Below are 20,460 nucleotides of genomic sequence, written 5' to 3' on the forward strand. Positions count from 1 at the left end.
ATTTCAAGGTATAAAAAGCGGTAACTTTTTATACCTTGAAATTTAAAGTTGATATTTGTTACTTGATATTATTTGTTATGATTGCCATCTAACTCGATATCATTGACGTCCACAGAAGTACATGTGCATCCGAAGAAACAGTTTTCTTCGTCCACCATGTTTTTGTGGTTTTTTTCTGCTACCACTTCCAGTTCGATATCATTGACGTCCACAGAAGTACATGTGCATCCGAAGAAACAGTTTTCTTCGTCCACCATGTTTTTGTGGGCTTTTTCTGCTACCACTTCCAGTTCGATATCATTGACGTCCACAGAAGTACATGTGCATCCGAAGAAACAGTTTTCTTCGTCCACCATGTTTTTGTGGGCTTTTTCTGCTACCACTTCCAGTTCGATATCATTGACGTCCACAGAAGTACATGTGCATCCGAAGAAACAGTTTTCTTCGTCCACCATATTTTTGTGGGCTTTTTCTGCTACCACTTCTAGTTCGATATCATTGACGTCTACAGAAGTACATGTGCATCCGAAGAAACAGTTTTCTTCGTCCACCATGTTTTTGTGGTTCTTTTCACTCAGTACTTCCAGGTTCATGTTTTTTTCATTCATTTTAAATTCCTCCATTAAATTTAGTTTTTTTTAATATTTATTATTAAAAATGTTATTGAAAACATGGTTAAGCACCCTCCGAATGCGTAGAAATTTGTCTTCAAAAAACATATAATAATCCCTGTTAAATAATCCAATCATTGCAATTATGGGAATGGATGTGGATAATTGTTCAATTCCACCTGCCATCCGTATTTCTTCCTTATTCGATCCATCCGCTTCTCATTTAAGTATCTGAAAGCATGAGCACCATGCAGAGGCTGCAAGCCTGGAATGATCACTCTTGAGGCCCAAGCTCCCAATGGCTCCAACTCTCTACTGGTCAAATCCACATAATACGCGCGAAATCCTGCCTTTTGAAGCGTACTGAGCGCCAACTGTAACTGTTCTTGATCGTTTAATTTTGTAGAGTCAATTTCCACAAACCCCGATTTCCTAATAGGCTTAAATTCATAGTTTTCATCGAGTAAATATTCCACTTCTTTTTTCAACTCTGGATGGATGGAATAAAATGCGGCATGTTTCTGAAATGAATTAATCTTATTAAAATCAGTTGCCAGACCATGGTCTTTATATTTGCTAGTCAGCATATTGACATAAGAAATCCCTTGAGCTGCTTCCAAAAACGCTTTCCCTATTGCCTGTTCGGTATTAAACCTGGTAGCGGCGCCTATCATAATATGATCTGAATGAAGGTCATGTATAGTCACTACAACTGTAGTAAACAAATCATCCACGGTGATATCATAGGCATTACATAAATAGTGTTCTTGATCGTTGTGAGCGAAATTCAAAATATAATCTTCTATTTTCAATTTACGGTTAGGAGTCAATTTTAAAAACCATCCCAATGAAAAAGCGTCTCTTTCTACCACTTCAAAGATGCTGCTAATTATTGATTGTTCCCTGCTTCTCCCTAAGGACAATCCCGTAGAAATCGCTGGCGTTATTCTGGATTCTCCTGAAACGGATCTATAAGGCAATTTAACAAAAGCTGAAGGAATATACGATGCCAAGCCGTCTGCTAGATTATACGATTTTATCCAATTAACTCTGGTATCCTTCGTGAACGGCTGATAAGCGAATTTAGCACTGTTATACTGTTCCTTTGAGAATAGAATAAATTCATCAGGAGATACTCCCTCATCCGATAGCTCACTCCAAGTGGCCAAGTGCTCTTCACCATTGAAGCATCCCGCAGCTAACCGCTCTATGCTTTCGCCAACTGCAGAATACTCGGAACTTTGTTTGTTAAACCCCGCTCCGCTATTTGATTGTGCTAACAAATCAGGACGATAAACGGAATAATCGGTTGTCGAACTGACGGAAACAAATAGCTCTATACCTTTAAAGAATATCGATTCCGTTCGAATATCAGTTATAATTCCAAGTTTGCTATCGACAGCGTTCATCAGATCTTTTTTGACCGGTGACCCGAACTGTTCGGATTCAAAGCCAATAAAGGTATGGCGACACGCTTGCCCTTGATCGATAATCCATACGATGTTCGATGAATCTTCTGTCAATAAGCTTTGTATAGCCATTGTGACCTTCTGTCTATGATCACTGAGTATCTGATTATTGAAATAAAGAATCTCTGTTTTCCCTATATCCAATCCAATCTTAATCTTATCGGCAAGCATCGGATTATTGGCCGCTGCTCTCTTAATAAAGTTTTCATAAGCATTACCGTCTCCGGATAAAGGCCCGATATAAATGGTGTCTCCACTAACTAGAATGGGAATAATCTTCTTATCCGGATACTCGGAAATCATTCTTTGGATATGTCTTATTTCATATGGAGATATAATCACTGGTAAAATCCGGGCGTCCTCTGTCCCTTCCATGAACTCAAAACTCTCGGTGTAGAGGCTAATATCTTGATTCAATTGCATGGTATCCTTCAGCTTCGCCCAGTATAACGACTCATTGGAATCTAGTGTTGCCGAATGTTGTTTTAATTTCCCCACTATGTTCAGCAGAAAGGGACTGTGGTTCATCCCCCATATCTTGTCTTTCGTATCGAACAGGAAGCTGTCTTCTTTAGTCAATACATAGCTTAGCATTCTCATATTCCCTCCAAACCAAAAATATTAGTGCTAGAATCTATCATTTGTGAGATATATGTTTTTAAGGTGTCTGGTTGAATTATGCTTAACTCGGCTTCATAATTGAAGAAGGATTCGGTATTCGTGTGATTAAGCAAATAAGCAGACAAATAGATAAACCTCTGCGCTAAGCTGTCATTAATCCGTTCCCTTCTAATCCTTACCTTCTCTTTAGCCATCTCAATTCTGGGCATATCGAGATTCCGCCGAAGTTTATTCAGCATCTCTCTAAACCTCGGTCCAATCTCATACTTCAATCCAGAATCGGAACAGTGAACATATAGTATTCGGTATCCGAAATGATACAGCTCCCTTGGAAAAAAAGTATGACTGTACGATTTCGATTGTTCTAATGTAAACTCGCGAAACATCTCACCATCTATCCCGGCGATCATAGACCACAGGGTATGTGATAGGTATTTCTGCGGAGAGAATACACTTGAACCAGGCCAAACTTCAATATATTCTGTTGCAAGGAGCAGCGAAGCAATGCTGCGCTCTTCCGTTCGATTCAGAGGAACTTCTAAATCAGTCAAGTGATTGGGTTGGTCATCACTTAGATGTCCCATGAAGTAAGACTTATTGTTTATACTGGTGACAATGGAAACCCCTTCTCTGATCTGTCGAGTTAAACAATTGAGTAGTTCTTGGGAAGATATCACTACAGATTGGCTATAATCCTGTATACTATCGCTGTGTAAGAAATGATCACATATCAGACTCAAACTATGTCCACTTACCCGTTTATCTGATCCGTTATGGAAAAAAGATTGCGCTTCTATGGTGTTAAATTGGAGTATCTTATTGACAGCTTCCATTACTTGGTTCGCCGTTCCGCTAATATACACGCTGATAAGTCCAATCTCACAATTCACTTTTATATCTGCAGGAGATACACTATGTAAATAACAGAGAAGGTTGTTGGTAACCCCCTTTAACCGCTTACGAATCCAACGATCAGGTAAAATACTCACCGCGGCAAAATCAGAAAAATTATCCATGTTCTTAATCAGGCACCAACGATGATTTCCCACTACTCCCATATCTTTAATAGGATTAAAGTCCAGATTATTGGGATGAGAAGTCACATTTATCATTATTTGATTTAGTAGCGCGAAAAATTCCTTAAGCAGAAATTCTGGGTTCCCGTTAATCAGTGTCTCGATCAAATCTTTCTTTATGTAAGGGTTACCCGGAAATACCTTAATGGCATCAATAATTTGCCGCTCGTGTAAATTTATTAGCTGTTGTCTGGCAGGAAAACTCAATTTTAATCTACCTATCGAGCCATAGTAATCAGCTTCTACGTGCTTAATATTATTTTCTTTAGCAATATAAGTCACAAGGGAATACAGAACTTTCTGATATTCATCACCTGACACCATAACCCTATCATTTACAAACTCCGCTGTCAGTTCTTCTAATTTCTCTCTATCTGCCGGATCATTATGAATAAGCATAATCTCGGGGTATGAGAGAGTAAGACTTTTTAATTGAGATGTCAAATCATCGACGCTAATCACTTCTAGACTTGCTTCACTACCTAGAACGGAGTGTTCCAGTCGGGTCCATTTCCACCTTTCCGCAAAATATTCCACACGTTCGTGACGAGAAAGCTGATCGAATTTAAATTTCATCTCACTTCTAATTACACTTTTCTCCTTCATTAGGAAATCATCATTAAGATCAATATATTCCCCTAACAATGCCATGAATTTCACAAAACTCTCATAGAACCGGATAAATTTCCAACGACTTCCCTCAAATTCTAGACAAAGATATTCTTTCGATGTCATTGCTCTCACTTCGAAGCCGAATGTACTACTTAATTCAATTAAGTTACATCCTTTCACATTCGCTTTCATCACAACATGCTCCAACAGGTGAGTAAGACCTTCCTTTCCGTTTGGGTCGTCTTTGCTCCCAATAGGAAAAACTATTCTTAACGAAGAAATCCCTCCTTGACTACCCATCGAGCACACATCGAGTCTTTAGATGTTCCAATAAAGCAGCTATAGTCGAATACTGGGAATGCTGCCACTGCCGCTCTTGTGCATAAGGGTAGTTCCAAACACCGTTATTGTAGGCTTGATGAATATACTCACCTAGAGCATGCATAACTTCTCCATCGTAATTAAAGTAATTTAATCCCCAGTATAATTCTGCTACTAGATCACCCAAGTTAGAGTGGAGCGCATACTCGCAATCCTGTATTAAGGAATCTATATTATTGGTCCTAATCTCTTTAGTAAAATAATCTGATTCTACTAGAAAGAAGTGCGTGTTTACATAAATTTCATCTACTCGACTGCCGATTATATTTTGGACAGAAAGCGGTTGTTTTACATCAATGCCCAGTTTTTCACAAAAGAAATTTACCATATAATCGTAGATTAAAGAGTATCCTTTGACTTTATGAATGACACGATTCAACTCAGCCTCGAATTTCGGGCTTATATCGAACTCAACTTCACTTACTATCTTTCGATAATATTGAAGACCTAAATAGGAAAAGAGAATCTGGCTTCGGTCATAAATCCCTAGTTGATGAAGCTCGCTCACTTTATCATCCATGTCTTTTTTTAGCATGATTTCCAAAGCGTTACGCCTTAACTTCAGTTGATCCAGTCCCTTAGGCAACAACAAATCATTTAATTCCCTACTGTAACGGGTGAGTATGACATGTAGGAAAAACAGTTCATCAAATTGATGTTCTGGGTCATGAATTAAGCTGGTCCTATCTATATAGTGACGAAGTCCACTTGCAAGCCTCTGCTTAATAACGTGGATGATTTCATCTACAGGCTGCAAAGTCATAAAGCATTCCCCTTTCTTCATTGCTATACCTGCAGTACATACTGTGTCATGAGTTTTCCTTCTTGATCAGTGGCTATGACCATCCAAACACCCGAGCACATGTCTTCTAATAAAAGACTACTCTCAAATACGTTATCACTGTTCCTTTGTGCAGATAGCAAAACATGCTGCCCCACATTCTGCCATATATGATTGATTTTAAATTGCTCATCTGGGACAGTTGGCCCAGTAATTGTCTTGAATACTAGCCTCCCATCACTTTCCTTAATCTCGCTACGGATTGAATAAGGTGAAATATCCTTCTCCATAACGGGGTAAGCGACTATATTACTAGCATTGAAGACATAGGTTGTGGAGCTAAAAATATATCCATTTTTATCAGAAAGAACCAGATTGAAATATTCTTTGGGTTCTCTTTTTTCGCATACAAACTCAATGGTGTAGATAGATGACTGCTTGATAAATTCGATTGCATATTTCCTCTCCGGGAAATACACCGTAGCCTTAGATAACAGGTCTTCGTTTCCTTTTGCCGAATGTAGATTAAGACAGCCCTTAACCTTAATGATCTCTGGGCCCATTTCACTAACATCGAATGTGCAGATAACCTCCGTTCCATAATTACTCATGGAGGTCTGCTCGAACGCGCTCATTAACGCGCATCTATCTCCTAGATCCTTATTCTCCAACTTGTGCAACACCTGCATATTTGCGCACACCCTTCTTCTTTTTTCCTTTGATCAACCAAGCAACCCCAAGCAGAAAAAGTATTAGGAAGATCCCCAAAGCGCCAAGATCGCCAGATAGTCTTGCTCCTTGCTTAAATAAGGCCTCCGTCCAGAGATTGTTTATATAATACAGCGGTGAGAATCGAGACAGAATTTGAAGCAATCCGGAACTTTTGTCGATCGGATAGAATACTCCCGAAGTCCCTATGAGCAAAAAATAAATAGCTTGCGATAATCCCAGAGCTGCATTTTGTTTTTTGACAATCCATCCACAGAAAGTCGCAAGTAGTAGAAACACAAACATTGATAATCCAAAGGACAGAACCAGCACTCCCCAATTAACCTGTAGTGTCAAACCCAGTGAGAGTGCTCCCAATACAATCACCAACACGATCTGAACGGTGAGAATAACCACTCTGCTTAAGTAAAATCCGCTCAAAAGTTTAACGGAACTTCCCTTTTGCCTAATAAGAGAGAGTATTCCTTGTTCATTAAATTGGGCCAGACGGTAAGGGAGAGAGAAAATAATACTTTGAAGAAAAAACAAGCTAACTAACCCTGGAAGGATAAACTGGGAGAACTCCTGTGATTTTATAAACAGGCTGAATGCTAATATCATAATCAGTGGAAAAAACCAATCCCAAAACATCAGCTGAGTCATCCTTAAATCAGCTCTTAAAAAATTGATTGTAAGTTTCTTCAAATGTCCTCACATTCCTTTTCCAAGTATTCCATTATCTTATCTTCATTCATATCCATAAGCTCCGACGGCAACGTTATAGGATCATGTTCGTATAACTTTTTATTTGATAAAAAACAAATTCGATCTGCATACTTCAGACCTTCACTGACATGATGGCTGATAGCAATTACGAGTTTTCCGTTAGCTGCGTTTTGCTGCAGAACCTCGGTATAATACATTTTTCGTGAGACAGCGTCCAATGCTGCATCAGCTTCATCATAGAGCTGAATATCATCATCGCTCATCCCCGTGATAGCCAAATATAGTCTTTGTTTCTCTCCACCCGATAGTTTTCTAGCCACTTTGTTTTCAATCTCATCTAATTGGTATTTAGCTTTAAGGTCGGCGTATTGCACATTCGTGTCCAACAGTTCCAAAAAACTTTCTACATTCTCTTTAACCGTCATATCCTCGAAATAAATGGGATTCTGCCTATGCAGTATGATCTCTCCACCCAGCTGAATACTTCCTGTGTCTGGCTTCAAATCCCCGCTTATCAATTGGAACAAGGTACTTTTTCCAGCTCCGTTCTTAGCCAAAAGAAAGTACAATAAACCCGGCTTAAAGCTGAAATTAACGTCCTGCAATATTTCGGTAGAATAGCCAAAACTAACATTTGCAATGTTTAGCATTCTTCTGCTCCTTTAGACGAATAGATTGGACCTTCCTCCTGACAAGAGGTTACATCGGCCATTCGCCTTTCATTGTTTCAATTAATTTGTACACGTTCGTCTTCGACGATTTTTCGAACATTATTTTAAATTTTTCAAACACAGCAGGATCGGCACTCATTTGGATATCGGCTAGTGCAAGAGTACCACCCTTCATTCCCTGTACCCACTGCCAAAGTTTATCGGACATTTCTATCATCGCCTTCGTTTTCTTAAGTTAAATATACGTTAAGAAATCGAAGTTGAAATGAGTATATTGTGCAATAGTACACCACTAATATTTACATTTTTAAAAAATAGTAAACATAACTCTATTATCAACATAAACAAATCAGAAATAAGAGAGTGGCAGCAGCCACCCTCTTATGTTTTATTATTTATTTATATTCAATACTGGAACCATTTGGATTTTCTATGCTCTGTACTTAGTCACATTTTGTATTTCAGCTTCACAATTCCCAATTCAATCCCCCGTACAATAGCAGCAACAGTAGAGTTTACACTGAACTTCTCATTAATCGTTTGTATGTGGTTGTTCACCGTTCTTCGACTGATATAAAGTTTGTCTGCTACCTCTTGTTGCTTCAATCCTTCCGCTGTTAATTGCAGGACTACTTTCTCACGATCAGTTAGCGGCTCAGTTACGGAATCATATTTTGGAAATATCATTCCTCCCCCAGCAACCCATTTAATTTGCTCGACCAATTCATGAATAGAAATGTCTTTATTAATGAAGCCTTTAGCCCCCATCTTGATTGCTTCATTATGGTATTCAATAAAATTGTATCCGGACAAGAATATGATTTTATAGAGCGGATATTTCTTCAAAACAACTTTGGCTAGTTCCAGTCCGTTATATTCTCCCATATGTATATCCATAAGTATGATATCCGGTTGCTTTTTCTCCAATATTTCCATCATATTCTCGGACGATGAGTAGGTTTCAAATTTGCTAACACTGCTTTTCATGGAAATCTCCATACTTTTAGCAAAAAGCTTGTGGTCATCAAACAACATGATGTGCATATTCTTCTCCTGTTCCTTTCATCGGAATTTTGATTTGTATATGTGTACCAGATAATAGGTTACTCTTGATGGAGAATTCTCCGTGCAACGTGTTAATTTCCTGCTTGGCGGACAGCAGTCCGATATGATTGGTATATAGCTTTTCTTCAAGCATATTAACCCCTATGTCGAAACCTTTCCCATCATCAATGACATCAATCAAGAGGATTCGGATATCAGACACCTTGAGTGAAATTATAATCTCAGAAGCCTCTGCGTGCTTAATGGCATTTTGCAGCAGTTCCTTCACAGTTCGAAATACCGTGTACTGCAATTCTTTATCGACCTCTAAATTATAATCCGATTCGAGTCTTATTTTTAAATCAGGCTGCTGAACCGCTTCAATATTCAACTTTTTACATAATATGCCGAGACTTTGATAGAGTCCGAGATCTGTCAATGTGGTCGGGTAAATGTCAAACATTTTGTCTCGTATAGAAGTATTCAAATCACTGAACGTGTTCAAAATAAGTTCTTGAATATCTCTCTGAGGAGTTTGCAATGCCTCCGTCATGTTACGCATTGCAAGAATCGATTGCAGAATATCGTCATGAAGATATAGAGCTAAGCTCTTGCGGATTCCCTCCACCTTTTGTACAAATGAGACATTCAAATAATCTTCATACCTAATATTGGGTAAATGAACATACCGCCGCTGACTCTCATGAAGTATTTCCGTCGTTTTTAAGATCTCACAGATAGTATCAGCCAGAATAATCATTGTGTTCATATCTTCCGATGTGAACTTGTCTTTATCGCTTTTTTGTCCTGTAATTAACCAGCCGTTAACAATTTTTTTATATTTTAAAGGAAAGGAAAAACAGCTCTTTTGCTCAAAAGTAATTGTATCAATCCTTTCTTTTAATTGAGACTGATCAAACTTTTTCAGCGAGAAATGCTCAAAAATTCCGCTTTGCTCCAGAATATAGCTTCTATTGTTCTCCACCCAAATAATCAATGTGCCATTTAAGGAGATCGTTTTATCGATAAATTGCTTGATTAAATTGCTCAAAGTGGACAAATAGTGGTCATACGTCATCTTCTGCAAAATTTCCAGCCGTTCCTTTTCCAGTTTTTCTTTCGTTTGAGTTAATATATATAGTTGTCTGGTGGATAAATGCCTTTGAAACAATAAGTAACAGTAAAAAATAATATAAGCTACAAGCAGTAGTAATAGAGATCGAATTAATGAAATACGAATGACATAAAGGGAAAAGGATAAAAAGAGGGACGTTCCAGCCAAAGCAAGCAACGCAAGTTTGCCTAGAAAAAAACCATCGATACTGGTCTGAAGTCCGTTTCGTTTAATCAGGATATATCCAACGGCGACGGGAAGCGCAATCAAAGTGTAAATGGAATATAACTTTATGGTATCAGGAAGAAATTGTCTCAGGAAAGTATTCGTAATGACAAACGGCATGAATGATATCGCTATTGAGACGTTCAAGATCATACGATCCCTGCTTAGGATTTTGCGCTGTTTGAAATTGTAGTAGATTGAAATCCAACCGCAGCAGAACGCAGCGAATAACAGGTGGAAGAAAAAGGCGTAGCTCAGATAAATTCTAAAACTAAGGAGTGCAAGTGAGGTTGCCAGTGCAGAGAGAAGGAGCAACGAGCTTAATTTATAGTAGAGACGCTTTAGGGGAAGGTTGGTAAAGTGTATGAAAAAAATAAACAATACATTCGGGGCCAGACTCATAAAAACACGACCTATACCGAAATAGAAACGGGATGGACCGTTTAACAGCAAAAGAATCCAAGCCGTCATGTACATTAATACAATAAACCATTTAGCCGATGGTACAGCTGAAGTATTTAGATAAACAACAGTCCCTACACCTGTCAGCAGGCAAGTGAAAACAACATCACTGGCAAACCCAACTGTATTAAAACTGCTAAAATAAACTACGCATACGAACAATAAAAGAGCATTAAATAGAATAAAACTAATCCACCTTTTGTTAATCATACTGTCACCAAGCCAAGATACATTAACAGTCCTGCATTCAAATTCACATTTTCCGGAAAACGCTCGTAAAGCATCTGGCTACATTTATCCTTGCAGAGTTCGCGTGTCAGTATACAGTATTCCAAAGATCCGCTGGCTATGATTGCCTCTCTAAGTGCTGCTATGGAGATGCCTCCTGCCGCATAGGACACAAGAGTCATTTTCATCTCAGCCTTTGTATTTTCATCGGATATCTCCAGCATTTTAAGCAAAGGAAGAGTTGGTTTCAGCTTGGGCAGATCGCTCTTTGTATCATTAAATACAGCGTGCAGATCGTTGGACAGCTGCATCGCAGTCCCTGCATAGGTTAAAAATTTTTCCCAGAAAACTTGCTCCTCTGGATCCGCAAAAGCCGCTACCAATTTCAAAATAGCAACGGTTTTGGGGAGGATCTGATTCAAATACTGCTGCTCGGTAATCCCGTCAATCACCGTTTTATTTACATCCATCCACTCTCCAAGCATTGCACTTTGCAAGTGAACATAGCCACGTTCATTGGATGAATGGGTATGAAGCCTACTAAGAGATTCAATGAGTAAATCAGCAAACAAAAAAATGACATTATTATTGCCAATAGATTCGGCGATTGCCGGTTTATCCTCATCCAGAAGATCATCTAGTATCTTCGAAGATAAACACAGCATTTCAATATTTGCAGCGAGCGTGATATCCTCTTTCACAATCGGTTTATTCCTGAAAGAATATATGTATAAGTATAGTAATCCCCAGCTAAATTGTTTCAGCATATGTCTAAGATCTATAACTTGTAGTATCCCAGCTTCAGAACCATTATTGTATTTATCAAACAACGTCCTCTCGTTGATTTCAGTGAAAATTTCCTCAATTATGGTCTCCGTATTCATAACACCCTCCGTCATGAGAAGTATCTAATTCGTACGTTTAATTACTCCATTTTTTACATATATTTTATTATTAATTGAAGGCATTGTAAATAAATTGTTTGAGTTTCCATTTTCCTTCTCAATGAAATGTCGACTACCGGTTCAGGTTTACCGACCTTGTTACAGTAGCCTTTGAATTCCTCTTAGGTTAGTTGTCTATTTAATATACTTTGATGATTCCTTGCTTCTTCCACAAAGAGACAACGTTACCGAGTAGATTTGAACCACTTAGATTGTTCGACTGTCCGCCGCACCAAAAAAGACACCCTAAGGTGCCTTTTCTCTTTACTCATAAGAGACTACTCATTAAAAGCCTGGTTTCCCAATGATCTCGATTTGAGCGATAAACCTGCATGGTGTTAATATGCGCCCAATATCTCTTTTGCCATTTGGATGGTTTCTTCATCCGGTGGCTTGATATGAAGAAGCGGGTATTTAATACCAAGCTGTTCGTACTTATACTTTCCCATTTCGTGATAAGGCAAGACTTCAACGCGCTCTACATTTCGCAAGGTCTTGATAAAGTCGGCCAGCTTCCGAAGATCTGCTTCATCATCCGATATGCCGGGAACAAGAACATGTCTGATCCATACTGGAATGTTAGCCTCTGAGAGAAAACGGGCAAAGTCGAGAATATGATCGTTTGGCTTACCGGTTAAGTCGAGATGCTTCTGCGGATCCATTTGCTTCAAATCAAGCAGAACGAGGTCGGTAACCTGCATCAATTGCTGTAGCGTCTCAAAGAAATGGCCGCGCCTGCTAAAGCAACCACCTGAAGAATCGATTGCGGTGTGAATGCCAAGTTCTCGTTTTAAAGCCTGGAACAGAGTAAGAAGAAAATCAGTCTGCAATAGAGGCTCTCCGCCACTGACCGTTACTCCACCCCCGGAAAACTGCAGAAAGGGGAGATACCCGCGAATTTCTTCAACCAATTCCTGAACGGTTACCAGTTGGCCTTCTCCAATCGTCCAGGTATCAGGGTTGTGACAATATAGGCAGCGCAGTAAGCATCCCTGCATGAACACAACGAATCGAATACCCGGCCCATCTACCATACCGGATGTTTCAATGGAATGAATGCGACCTTGGTGCTGTTCCATAGCGCTTCCTCCGTTAGATTTTTTCGTGAAAGGTTCTGTTGATGACATCGAGCTGCTGCTCTCTCGTCAATTTGATGAAATTAACCGCATAACCCGACACTCGTACCGTGAGCTGCGGATACTGCTCCGGATGATCCATCGCATCCAGCAAGGTTTCTTTGTCGAACACATTAATATTGAGATGATGACCATCCTTGACTGTATACCCGTCAAGAATCGCCGTCAGATTACGGATTCGATCTTCATCGTTTTTCCCAAGGGCCCCCGGTATAATCGAGAACGTATTGGAAATGCCATCCAAGGCGTATTCATAAGGAAGCTTAGCCACGGATGCCAATGAAGCAATTGCACCTTTCCGGTCCCTGCCGTGCATCGGGTTGGCTCCTGGAGCGAACGGCTCACCTTTCTTTCTCCCATCCGGGGTATTCCCGGTCAGCTTACCGTATACCACATTGGAGGTAATGGTCAGCACCGACATCGTGGTCTTGGCCTCCCTATAAGTCGAATGTTTCTTCAACTTGCGAAAGAACCGTTTGACGAGGTCAATAGCGATATCATCCGCACGGTCATCGTTGTTGCCGTAAGCGGGATATTCCCCTTCAACGATATAGTCAACTGCAAGTCCATTTTCATCTCGAACCGGCCGAACGTTAGCATATTTAATGGCGCTGAGCGAATCGGTTACGACCGACAGCCCGGCAATCCCGGTTGCCATCGTTCGCATCGTTTCCTGATCGTGAAGAGCCATCTCGATACGTTCATAACAGTATTTATCGTGCATGTAGTGGATTATATTCAAGGTGTTAATATAGAGCTCCGCAAGCCATTCCATCATATAGTCAAAGGCGTCCATGACTTCGTCATAATCCAGTTTTTCCGACAGAATAGGCCGCATTGGCGGGGATACTTGCACATTCATTTGTTCATCCATTCCGCCGTTAATTGCATACAGCAGAGCTTTGGCCAGATTTGCCCGAGCGCCGAAATACTGCATTTGCTTTCCGATACGCATGGCAGACACACAGCAGGCAATTCCATAATCGTCACCAAAATAAGTCCGCATTAAATCATCATTCTCATACTGAAGTGAGCTTGTCTGAATCGTCATGCGCGCACAATATTCCTTGAACTGCTGTGGGAGCCGATGGGACCAAAGTATGGTCAAATTCGGTTCTGGCGATGGCCCAAGCGTCTCCAGCGTATGCAGGAACCGGAAGGTGGTCTTGGTGACTAATGGACGACCGTCCAAACCGATGCCTCCGAGCGACTCGGTGACCCATGTCGGATCGCCGCTGAACAGCGCGTTATATTCTGGTGTCCTTGCGAACTTTACCATACGCAGTTTCAGGACAAATTGATCGACGAGCTCCTGTGCCCCTTGCTCCGTTAGCCTCTGCTCCTTTAGATCACGCGCTATATAGATGTCCAGAAAGGTGGAGGTGCGGCCAAGACTCATAGCTGCTCCATTCTGTTCCTTGATTGCGGCAAGATACCCGAAGTACAGCCATTGAAAGGCTTCCTGCGCGGTCTCTGCTGGCTTCGTAATATCGAATCCATAACTGGCCGCCATCTGCTTCAGCTCCGTAAGTGCGCGAAGCTGCTCCGCAATTTCTTCACGTGCCCGAATTACATCTTCAGTCATCGTGCGTTCGTCGAAGAAGGAGCGCTCGTTTTTTTTGCTTTTGGCTAGAAAATCCGTGCCATATAAGGCAACGCGCCGATAATCGCCGATAATTCGTCCCCGGCCATATGCATCCGGAAGCCCTGTAATGATGCCCGCTTTTCTGGCGAGACTCATGGCAGGTGAATAGCCGTCAAATACGCCTTGATTGTGAGTTTTCCGGTAAGTGGAGAAAATATGCTCGATTTCCGGATCCAGTTCATAACCGTAAGATTCACAAGCATTTTTGGCCATTCGGATCCCGCCGTAAGGTTGAAGTGCCCGCTTGAACGGTTTGTCCGTTTGAATACCCACGATTACCTCAAGCTCCTTATTCAAATAGCCGGGTCCATGCGAAATAATGCTGGAAACCACCTCAGTATCCATATCCAGAACTCCGCCTTGTTCACGTTCTTTCTTTGCGAGTTCCATGAACTGCTCCCAGAGTTGCTGCGTGGCTTCCGTGGGACCCACCAGAAAAGACGAATCTCCTACATACGGTTCGTAGTTGAGCTGGATGAACTGGCGAACATCGATCTCTTCCTTCCAGCTTCCTGATTTAAAGCTTTCCCATGCCTGCATCGCGTTGTTCCTCCTTTATCACCTTCGTCATGTATACGAGATGTGCTTAGTATGATCCGTCTTAGCAAATATAAAGGAGGTACATAAATGGGTAATTTGGGGGATATCACCACTTTTAAAAGTATCGTATCGGCAGAGACTGAAAGCGGGATAATAAAACGAAATCAGGAAAAACTGTACTTGTTTATAACGACTTTTATGGCAGGGAGGAAAAATGATGGCTGTCAAACCAATCCAGGCAGATGGTAAGGAAAGCACCACAGAGAAAAATCGTTCCGCAGAGGATGAGGTCAACCGTTTGGTTACCCGTGCGAGGGCTTCACTAGAAACGTTCCTTTCTATGAATCAAGAACAGATTGACCGCATTGTCCAGGCGATGGCACTTGCTGGATTAGACAAGCATATGCTGCTTGCGAAAATGGCGATTGAAGAAACCGGACGCGGCGTGTACGAAGATAAAATCACGAAGAACCTTTTTGCAACAGAATACATTTATAACAGCATCAAACATGACAAAACTGTCGGAATTATTGAGGAAAATCCTTATGAGAATTACCAGCGGGTAGCCGAACCAGTTGGCATTATCGCTGGTGTGACACCCGTGACGAATCCAACCTCCACCACCATTTTTAAAACGCTGATTGCTACGAAGACGCGAAACCCCATCATTTTTGCTTTCCATCCGTCTGCGCAGAAATGCAGTTCCGAATCGGCAAAAACACTGCTCGATGCAGCAGTAGCAGCAGGTGCGCCAGAACACTGTGTGCAGTGGATTGAGAATCCATCGCTCGAAGCCACACAGTTGCTCATGAACCATCCGGATGTAGCTTTGGTTCTCGCCACGGGCGGCTCGGCCATGGTAAAAGCCGCTTATAGTACCGGCAAGCCTGCGCTTGGTGTCGGTCCGGGTAATGTTCCGTGTTTTATTGAGAAAACGGCTGATCCGAGACAAGCGGTCAACGATCTTATTCTTTCCAAAACATTCGATAATGGCATGATCTGCGCTTCCGAGCAAACCGTGATTATTGAAGAACCGATTTATGAGCAGGTGCGGGAAATGATGACGGACAACGGTTGCTATTTTCTAGATAAACCGGAAATAGATGCGGTATCCAGTTTGGTGATTACCGGGGATAGATGTGCCGTCAATGGTGCTATTGTCGGACAATCTGCTTATAAAATTGCTGAGATGGCCGGTCTTCAGGTGCCTAAGGACACCAAAATTCTTATTGCCGAATTAGAAGGCGTGGGAAAGGACTTCCCGCTGTCCGCCGAGAAGCTAAGTCCCGTTCTGGCGTGTTATAAGGTAGCATCAGCCGAACAGGGCATTGATCGTGCATCGGAAATCGTCGCTTTCGGCGGTTTGGGCCACTCTTCTGTCATTCACTCCGAGGACAAATCGGTGATCGAGGCCTTCGCGAAGAGGTTACAGACTGGACGAGTAATTGTTAATTCCCCTTCGACACAAGGGGCTATCGGCGACATTTACAACACCAACTTACCGTCCCTAACTTTAGGCTGCGGTTCCTACGGTAAAAACTCGACGACCTCCAATGTATCTGCCGTCAACCTGATCAACATCAAACGTGTCGCATACCGGACGGTGAATATGCAGTGGTTCAAAATTCCGCCTAAGATCTACTTTGAAAAAGGGTCTACGCAATATCTCGAGAAAATGCCTAATATCTCCAAGGTGCTTATTGTTACCGACGCAATAATGGTGAAGCTTGGCTATGTCGAAAAAATTGAATATCACCTAAGAAAACGTTCGGAGCCGGTTACTATCGAAATCTTTGCCGATGTCGAGCCCGATCCGTCTGTGGAGACGGTTGAACGCGGGGCTCGGATGATGGAAAACTTCAAGCCGGACTGCATTATTGCGCTGGGTGGCGGCTCACCTATGGACGCTGCGAAGGCAATGTGGTTATTTTACGAATACCCAGATACGAGTTTCCATTCGTTGAAGCAGAAATTCCTGGATATCCGCAAACGGGTCTACAAATATCCGCGATTAGGCGTAAAAGCCCAATTCGTCGCGATTCCGACAACGTCAGGGACGGGTTCAGAAGTGACTTCATTCGCGGTTATCACGGATAAAAAAGATGGACATACCAAGTACCCGCTTGCGGATTACGAATTAACGCCGGACGTTGCGATCATTGATCCGGAGCTTGTGTTTTCCCTTCCGAAAACGGCAGTTGCCGATACCGGGATGGACGTGCTGACGCATGCCATTGAAGCCTATGTTTCCGTCATGGCGAGTGACTATACCGATGGTTTGGCACTCCATGCCATCAAGCTTGTATTTCAGTACTTGGAGAAATCGTTTCATACGGGAGACCCCACTGCTCGTGAGAAGATGCATAATGCTTCAACGATCGCCGGAATGGCTTTTGCAAATGCCTTCCTCGGCATTAACCACAGCTTGGCGCATAAATGGGGCGGAGAATATCATACGGCGCATGGACGTACGAACGCGATTCTGCTGCCACACGTCATTCGTTACAATGCCCATAAGCCGTCAAAATTCGCGTCATTCCCGAAATACCGCTATTTTATCGCCGATGAGCGTTATGCGGATATTGCTAAAATGCTGGGAATGCCCGCCAGCACTACGGAAGAAGGGGTTAACAGCTTAATCATAGCTATTCGCAAGCTGAACCAATCGCTCGACATTCCCGAAAAGTTCCAAGATCTCGGCTTCAATCCAACCGATTTTGAATCAAAGGTCGACTTTCTGGCCGACCTCGCCTTCGAGGACCAATGCACAACAGCCAATCCGCAAATGCCCCTAGTCATAGAACTTGCAGAAATATATCGGAATGCGTTTTACGGTAGATTTTAGTAAAAATGATAAAAAGCCTCTCCTAAGAATGATTGCACGAAACAATCATTTACCAGGGAGAGGCTTTTTTGATTTTCGAATCCAGGTTTAAAAATCCATCCAGAAAAATTGAGAGACCGCAAGCAAGAGCCCAATAACATTCACCACGATGAAAAACCACTTTTTGGCCCTTCGGCTTACCGGCTCTCCAGATAACAACGTCCAAAATAAAATTCCATTTAACACAACCATAATAATGAGAGCCAACCACCAATTAGCTGCCATCCAATTTCACCCCCACTATCTGAATCTTACCCCTAGAATAATAATATTACTGTTTACTAACAAAGATGTTGAAGAGGTATTTAAGAATTATTACTCATCGGTGAATCGTGTAACAGTTTGCTCTGGTTACTGTCCGAATTGCATTCCGTTCCTCTGCTGAAAGAGATGTGTCTACCGGATCGCGGTTTGTGCCAGTGTACGAGTATCGCCTACCAGCTCAATAAGCTTTTGTCGAACTTCGGATAACTCCCCACGGCTATAATCGAGATAGTCTCGTTCTGCCTTGTTCGCCCCTCCAGAGGTCAAGATGCCGCCTGCAAGCGGACCGCGTGCAATTAAGCCGATTCCATGTTCCATAAGTTGTGGAAGCTCCTCCTCAGGACGTCGATCAAGCATACTGTACTGGCTCATCAAGCTTGTAATATTCGAGCGACGGACATATTCCCTAATGACATTCGGACGTATGGAAAATATCCCGTAATAACGAATCAGCCCTTCTTTCTTTAGCTCCTCAAAGGCTTCAATCGTTTCCTCAATTGGATCCTCAATCTTTCCTCCGTGCAGCTGATACAAATCGATATAATCTGTACCAAGCCTTTTTAGGCTTTCCTTCACCGCAGATAAAATATGTGCTTTGGACGGGTCCCATATCCAGCCCTCTTTACCCGCCTGCCGGCGATTACCGACTTTTGTGGCAACGATAACGTCAGAGCGGTGGTGCTTGATTGCTTTGCCGAGCAGTTCCTCGTTTCGCCCATCTTCATACAGGTCAGCAGTATCGAAAAAATTCATCCCTAGCTCTAACGCTTCTTGTATGATGGAAACAGCCTTAGTTTCGTTCGTTCCAAGAGACATACAGCCGAGACCGATCTCACTGACATAAAGATCCGAAATTCCTAGGCGATTTTGTTTCATCTACATTTCCTCCTTGTAAGCTTCTCATCTTGTTTTTGGGGTCGTTGAAAGACGCTTCTTGTAGAAGATTATCCTCCAAATCATCAGCGTTAAAATACTGCCAACGGTCAATAATGATATCATGAGATTGCTCCAAACGATAATCAACCTACCCTCACATTCAAAGCTTAAATAGCCCAAGCAGGAACGTCTTGCTCGCAATAAGATATTACAAACTGCTAAATTGAAACCTGTTTAGGAAATGTTAAAAAGGAGTGAACTTCCAATGACATTCCCCAGCCCTTATATAGTCCTGTGGAAAGGACCCATTAACAAACCCTCTGGTCTTGGAATTGCCAGCAGAGAATATGTTAGGGCGTTGAGACAACTTGGAGTAAACGTTGCGATCAGCGCAAAGAGCGCCGCGCCATTTTCAAAGAAGAATAAGGTGTTAATTTATCATCACTCCCTTAATTCTTTGAACATAAAGAAGGAGAGAAAACATTTCAAGACCATTATCATTAACACGGTATGGGAGACAACTCGTATCCCTAAACGATGGATCGGGCAGATTAACCAAGCCGATGCCGTTTGCGTGCCTTCCTATCAGAATAAGCAGGCGCTGCTCAATAGCGGAATTAGAATCCCCATATTTATTGTTCCGCATGGTGTGAATGCTCGGATGTATACCCCTATGACGAAGCTACCTTTGAAAAAAACGAATCGTACATTCACTTTTATCTCCGTATTCGGCTTTCAGCACCGCAAGAATCCTGAAGCTTTGCTAAAGGCTTATTGGGAAGAGTTTTCTGCTGCCGATAATGTTCAACTGATCATCAAAACAAATGGATATGCCCCATATGAGAATGAACGCTGGATCCGAAACCGAATCCTGGCCTATAAACATAGACTGAACATTAAAAAGAGTGTAACTCCCCCCATTCAGCTCATTACCCAACATTTGAATTCCCGCGCTCTCAGAAGTATTTATTCACGAGGAAATGCCTTTGTTCTTCCTACACGGGGTGAAGGCGTAGGTTTACCTTTTCTAGAGTCAATGGCCAGCGGTGTGCCCATAATAGCAACTGGCTGGGGTGGACATATGGACTTCTTAACAAGTAAAAACTCATTTCTTGTTCCTTATAAATTACGCCCCCCTACCACCAGTATGAATCGAAAATCCTCTATCTCACGCCAATTTCGCCATTTGTTTGCGGAAAAGGGACAGCTATGGGCAGAACCCGACATTGGAAGCTTGAGAAAGCAGATGAGAAGAGCGTATGAAAATCCTGGCCTATGTAAACTAAAAGGTCAACAAGCTAGGCACGACGCTCTTCATTTGTCTTGGAACCGGGCGGGTCTATCCTTCAAGAAAGCGATAGAAAGTACGATTAGGTTTAAGAAATAATGTGTATCTAAACTGATGAGATCATAAGAAATACGTGAAAAAGACACCCATTAAG

Annotated in this window: 17 protein-coding genes and 1 pseudogene; 3 read left to right on the plus strand and 15 right to left on the minus strand. The window is 41.9% G+C overall.

What is annotated here, in order from left to right; translation table 11 throughout:
• Positions 1-68: 68 nt before the first annotated feature.
• From PWYN_RS10540 to pflB, 13 genes are all read right to left on the minus strand, one after another.
• On the minus strand, positions 69-608 hold the full coding sequence (locus PWYN_RS10540) for a hypothetical protein (RefSeq protein WP_036651185.1): 540 nt from the start codon (positions 606-608) through the stop codon (positions 69-71).
• 146 nt (positions 609-754) lie between these two features.
• Positions 755-2,680 carry a YcaO-like family protein gene (locus PWYN_RS10545; RefSeq protein ID WP_084146680.1) on the minus strand — a complete coding sequence of 642 codons (1,926 nt, stop codon included), beginning with the start codon at positions 2,678-2,680 and terminating at the stop codon, positions 755-757.
• Entirely contained in the window at positions 2,677-4,689 is a 2,013-nt protein-coding gene (locus PWYN_RS10550; RefSeq protein ID WP_084146681.1) for an insulinase family protein, read from the minus strand. The genes PWYN_RS10545 and PWYN_RS10550 overlap by 4 nt, the downstream gene beginning before the upstream one ends.
• Positions 4,682-5,533, minus strand: coding sequence for a hypothetical protein (locus tag PWYN_RS10555; protein WP_036651196.1), 852 nt, complete (start codon positions 5,531-5,533; stop codon positions 4,682-4,684). Before PWYN_RS10555 ends, PWYN_RS10550 begins: the two co-directional genes overlap by 8 nt.
• A gap of 23 nt (positions 5,534-5,556) precedes the next feature.
• Positions 5,557-6,186, minus strand: a complete 630-nt coding sequence (locus PWYN_RS10560; RefSeq protein WP_157261129.1) for a DUF5944 family protein — start codon at positions 6,184-6,186, stop codon at positions 5,557-5,559.
• A 25-nt stretch (positions 6,187-6,211) separates the two neighbouring features.
• The gene (locus PWYN_RS10565; RefSeq protein ID WP_157261130.1) at positions 6,212-6,964 is read right to left on the minus strand and encodes an ABC transporter permease; all 753 of its coding nucleotides are present in this window, start codon (positions 6,962-6,964) and stop codon (positions 6,212-6,214) included.
• Positions 6,961-7,635, minus strand: coding sequence for an ATP-binding cassette domain-containing protein (locus tag PWYN_RS10570; protein WP_036651203.1), 675 nt, complete (start codon positions 7,633-7,635; stop codon positions 6,961-6,963). Before PWYN_RS10570 ends, PWYN_RS10565 begins: the two co-directional genes overlap by 4 nt.
• 49 nt (positions 7,636-7,684) lie before the next feature.
• On the minus strand, positions 7,685-7,864 hold the full coding sequence (locus PWYN_RS10575) for a hypothetical protein (protein ID WP_036651206.1): 180 nt from the start codon (positions 7,862-7,864) through the stop codon (positions 7,685-7,687).
• A gap of 239 nt (positions 7,865-8,103) precedes the next feature.
• A complete protein-coding gene (locus tag PWYN_RS10580; protein WP_036651208.1) occupies positions 8,104-8,700 on the minus strand; it encodes a response regulator transcription factor in 597 nt (198 codons plus the stop codon).
• Positions 8,681-10,711 (minus strand): sensor histidine kinase, encoded by a 2,031-nt coding sequence (locus PWYN_RS10585; protein WP_036651210.1) that lies wholly within the window; start codon positions 10,709-10,711, stop codon positions 8,681-8,683. The genes PWYN_RS10580 and PWYN_RS10585 overlap by 20 nt, the downstream gene beginning before the upstream one ends.
• Entirely contained in the window at positions 10,708-11,613 is a 906-nt protein-coding gene (locus PWYN_RS10590; protein WP_036651212.1) for a polyprenyl synthetase family protein, read from the minus strand. Before PWYN_RS10590 ends, PWYN_RS10585 begins: the two co-directional genes overlap by 4 nt.
• Before the next feature lie 398 nt (positions 11,614-12,011).
• Positions 12,012-12,752 carry a pyruvate formate-lyase-activating protein gene (gene pflA / locus PWYN_RS10595; protein ID WP_036651214.1) on the minus strand — a complete coding sequence of 247 codons (741 nt, stop codon included), beginning with the start codon at positions 12,750-12,752 and terminating at the stop codon, positions 12,012-12,014.
• Positions 12,753-12,765: 13 nt separating this feature from the next.
• Complete coding sequence (gene pflB, locus PWYN_RS10600; RefSeq protein WP_036651217.1) at positions 12,766-14,994, minus strand: formate C-acetyltransferase; 2,229 nt, start codon at positions 14,992-14,994, stop codon at positions 12,766-12,768.
• An 87-nt stretch (positions 14,995-15,081) separates the two neighbouring features.
• Here pflB and PWYN_RS29205 point away from each other — a divergent pair, with 87 nt between their 5' ends.
• Complete coding sequence (locus tag PWYN_RS29205; protein ID WP_157261132.1) at positions 15,082-15,243, plus strand: hypothetical protein; 162 nt, start codon at positions 15,082-15,084, stop codon at positions 15,241-15,243.
• Positions 15,212-17,839, plus strand: a complete 2,628-nt coding sequence (gene adhE, locus PWYN_RS10605) for a bifunctional acetaldehyde-CoA/alcohol dehydrogenase (protein ID WP_036651220.1) — start codon at positions 15,212-15,214, stop codon at positions 17,837-17,839. Before PWYN_RS29205 ends, adhE begins: the two co-directional genes overlap by 32 nt.
• 87 nt (positions 17,840-17,926) lie before the next feature.
• Here the strand turns inward: adhE and PWYN_RS29210 are convergent, their stop codons facing one another.
• Together PWYN_RS29210 and PWYN_RS10610 are read right to left on the minus strand one after the other, a co-directional pair.
• Positions 17,927-18,103, minus strand: a complete 177-nt coding sequence (locus PWYN_RS29210) for a hypothetical protein (protein WP_157261133.1) — start codon at positions 18,101-18,103, stop codon at positions 17,927-17,929.
• A gap of 174 nt (positions 18,104-18,277) precedes the next feature.
• A pseudogene (locus PWYN_RS10610) lies at positions 18,278-19,018 on the minus strand (aldo/keto reductase); the annotation flags it as partial.
• A gap of 265 nt (positions 19,019-19,283) precedes the next feature.
• Here PWYN_RS10610 and PWYN_RS10615 point away from each other — a divergent pair.
• Entirely contained in the window at positions 19,284-20,405 is a 1,122-nt protein-coding gene (locus PWYN_RS10615; RefSeq protein WP_036651223.1) for a glycosyltransferase family 4 protein, read from the plus strand.
• Positions 20,406-20,460: the final 55 nt, after the last annotated feature.

The organism is Paenibacillus wynnii (assembly GCF_000757885.1).
GTDB classification, from domain to species: domain Bacteria; phylum Bacillota; class Bacilli; order Paenibacillales; family Paenibacillaceae; genus Paenibacillus_AQ; species Paenibacillus_AQ wynnii.

Excerpts from the sequence above, each read along its gene's own strand:
- PWYN_RS10570 (WP_036651203.1), bottom strand. The coding sequence starts at position 7,635 with ATGCTAAACATTGCAAATGTTAGTTTTGGCTATTCTACCGAAATATTG.
- PWYN_RS10575 (WP_036651206.1), bottom strand. The coding sequence starts at position 7,864 with ATGTCCGATAAACTTTGGCAGTGGGTACAGGGAATGAAGGGTGGTACT.
- PWYN_RS10560 (WP_157261129.1), bottom strand. The coding sequence starts at position 6,186 with ATGAGCGCGTTCGAGCAGACCTCCATGAGTAATTATGGAACGGAGGTT.
- PWYN_RS10615 (WP_036651223.1), top strand. The coding sequence starts at position 19,284 with ATGACATTCCCCAGCCCTTATATAGTCCTGTGGAAAGGACCCATTAAC.
- PWYN_RS29210 (WP_157261133.1), bottom strand. The coding sequence starts at position 18,103 with ATGGCAGCTAATTGGTGGTTGGCTCTCATTATTATGGTTGTGTTAAAT.
- PWYN_RS10540 (WP_036651185.1), bottom strand. The coding sequence starts at position 608 with ATGAATGAAAAAAACATGAACCTGGAAGTACTGAGTGAAAAGAACCAC.
- PWYN_RS10550 (WP_084146681.1), bottom strand. The coding sequence starts at position 4,689 with ATGGGTAGTCAAGGAGGGATTTCTTCGTTAAGAATAGTTTTTCCTATT.
- pflB (WP_036651217.1), bottom strand. The coding sequence starts at position 14,994 with ATGCAGGCATGGGAAAGCTTTAAATCAGGAAGCTGGAAGGAAGAGATC.
- PWYN_RS10590 (WP_036651212.1), bottom strand. The coding sequence starts at position 11,613 with ATGAATACGGAGACCATAATTGAGGAAATTTTCACTGAAATCAACGAG.
- PWYN_RS10545 (WP_084146680.1), bottom strand. The coding sequence starts at position 2,680 with ATGAGAATGCTAAGCTATGTATTGACTAAAGAAGACAGCTTCCTGTTC.
- PWYN_RS10555 (WP_036651196.1), bottom strand. The coding sequence starts at position 5,533 with ATGACTTTGCAGCCTGTAGATGAAATCATCCACGTTATTAAGCAGAGG.
- adhE (WP_036651220.1), top strand. The coding sequence starts at position 15,212 with ATGGCTGTCAAACCAATCCAGGCAGATGGTAAGGAAAGCACCACAGAG.
- pflA (WP_036651214.1), bottom strand. The coding sequence starts at position 12,752 with ATGGAACAGCACCAAGGTCGCATTCATTCCATTGAAACATCCGGTATG.
- PWYN_RS29205 (WP_157261132.1), top strand. The coding sequence starts at position 15,082 with ATGGGTAATTTGGGGGATATCACCACTTTTAAAAGTATCGTATCGGCA.
- PWYN_RS10580 (WP_036651208.1), bottom strand. The coding sequence starts at position 8,700 with ATGCACATCATGTTGTTTGATGACCACAAGCTTTTTGCTAAAAGTATG.
- PWYN_RS10585 (WP_036651210.1), bottom strand. The coding sequence starts at position 10,711 with ATGATTAACAAAAGGTGGATTAGTTTTATTCTATTTAATGCTCTTTTA.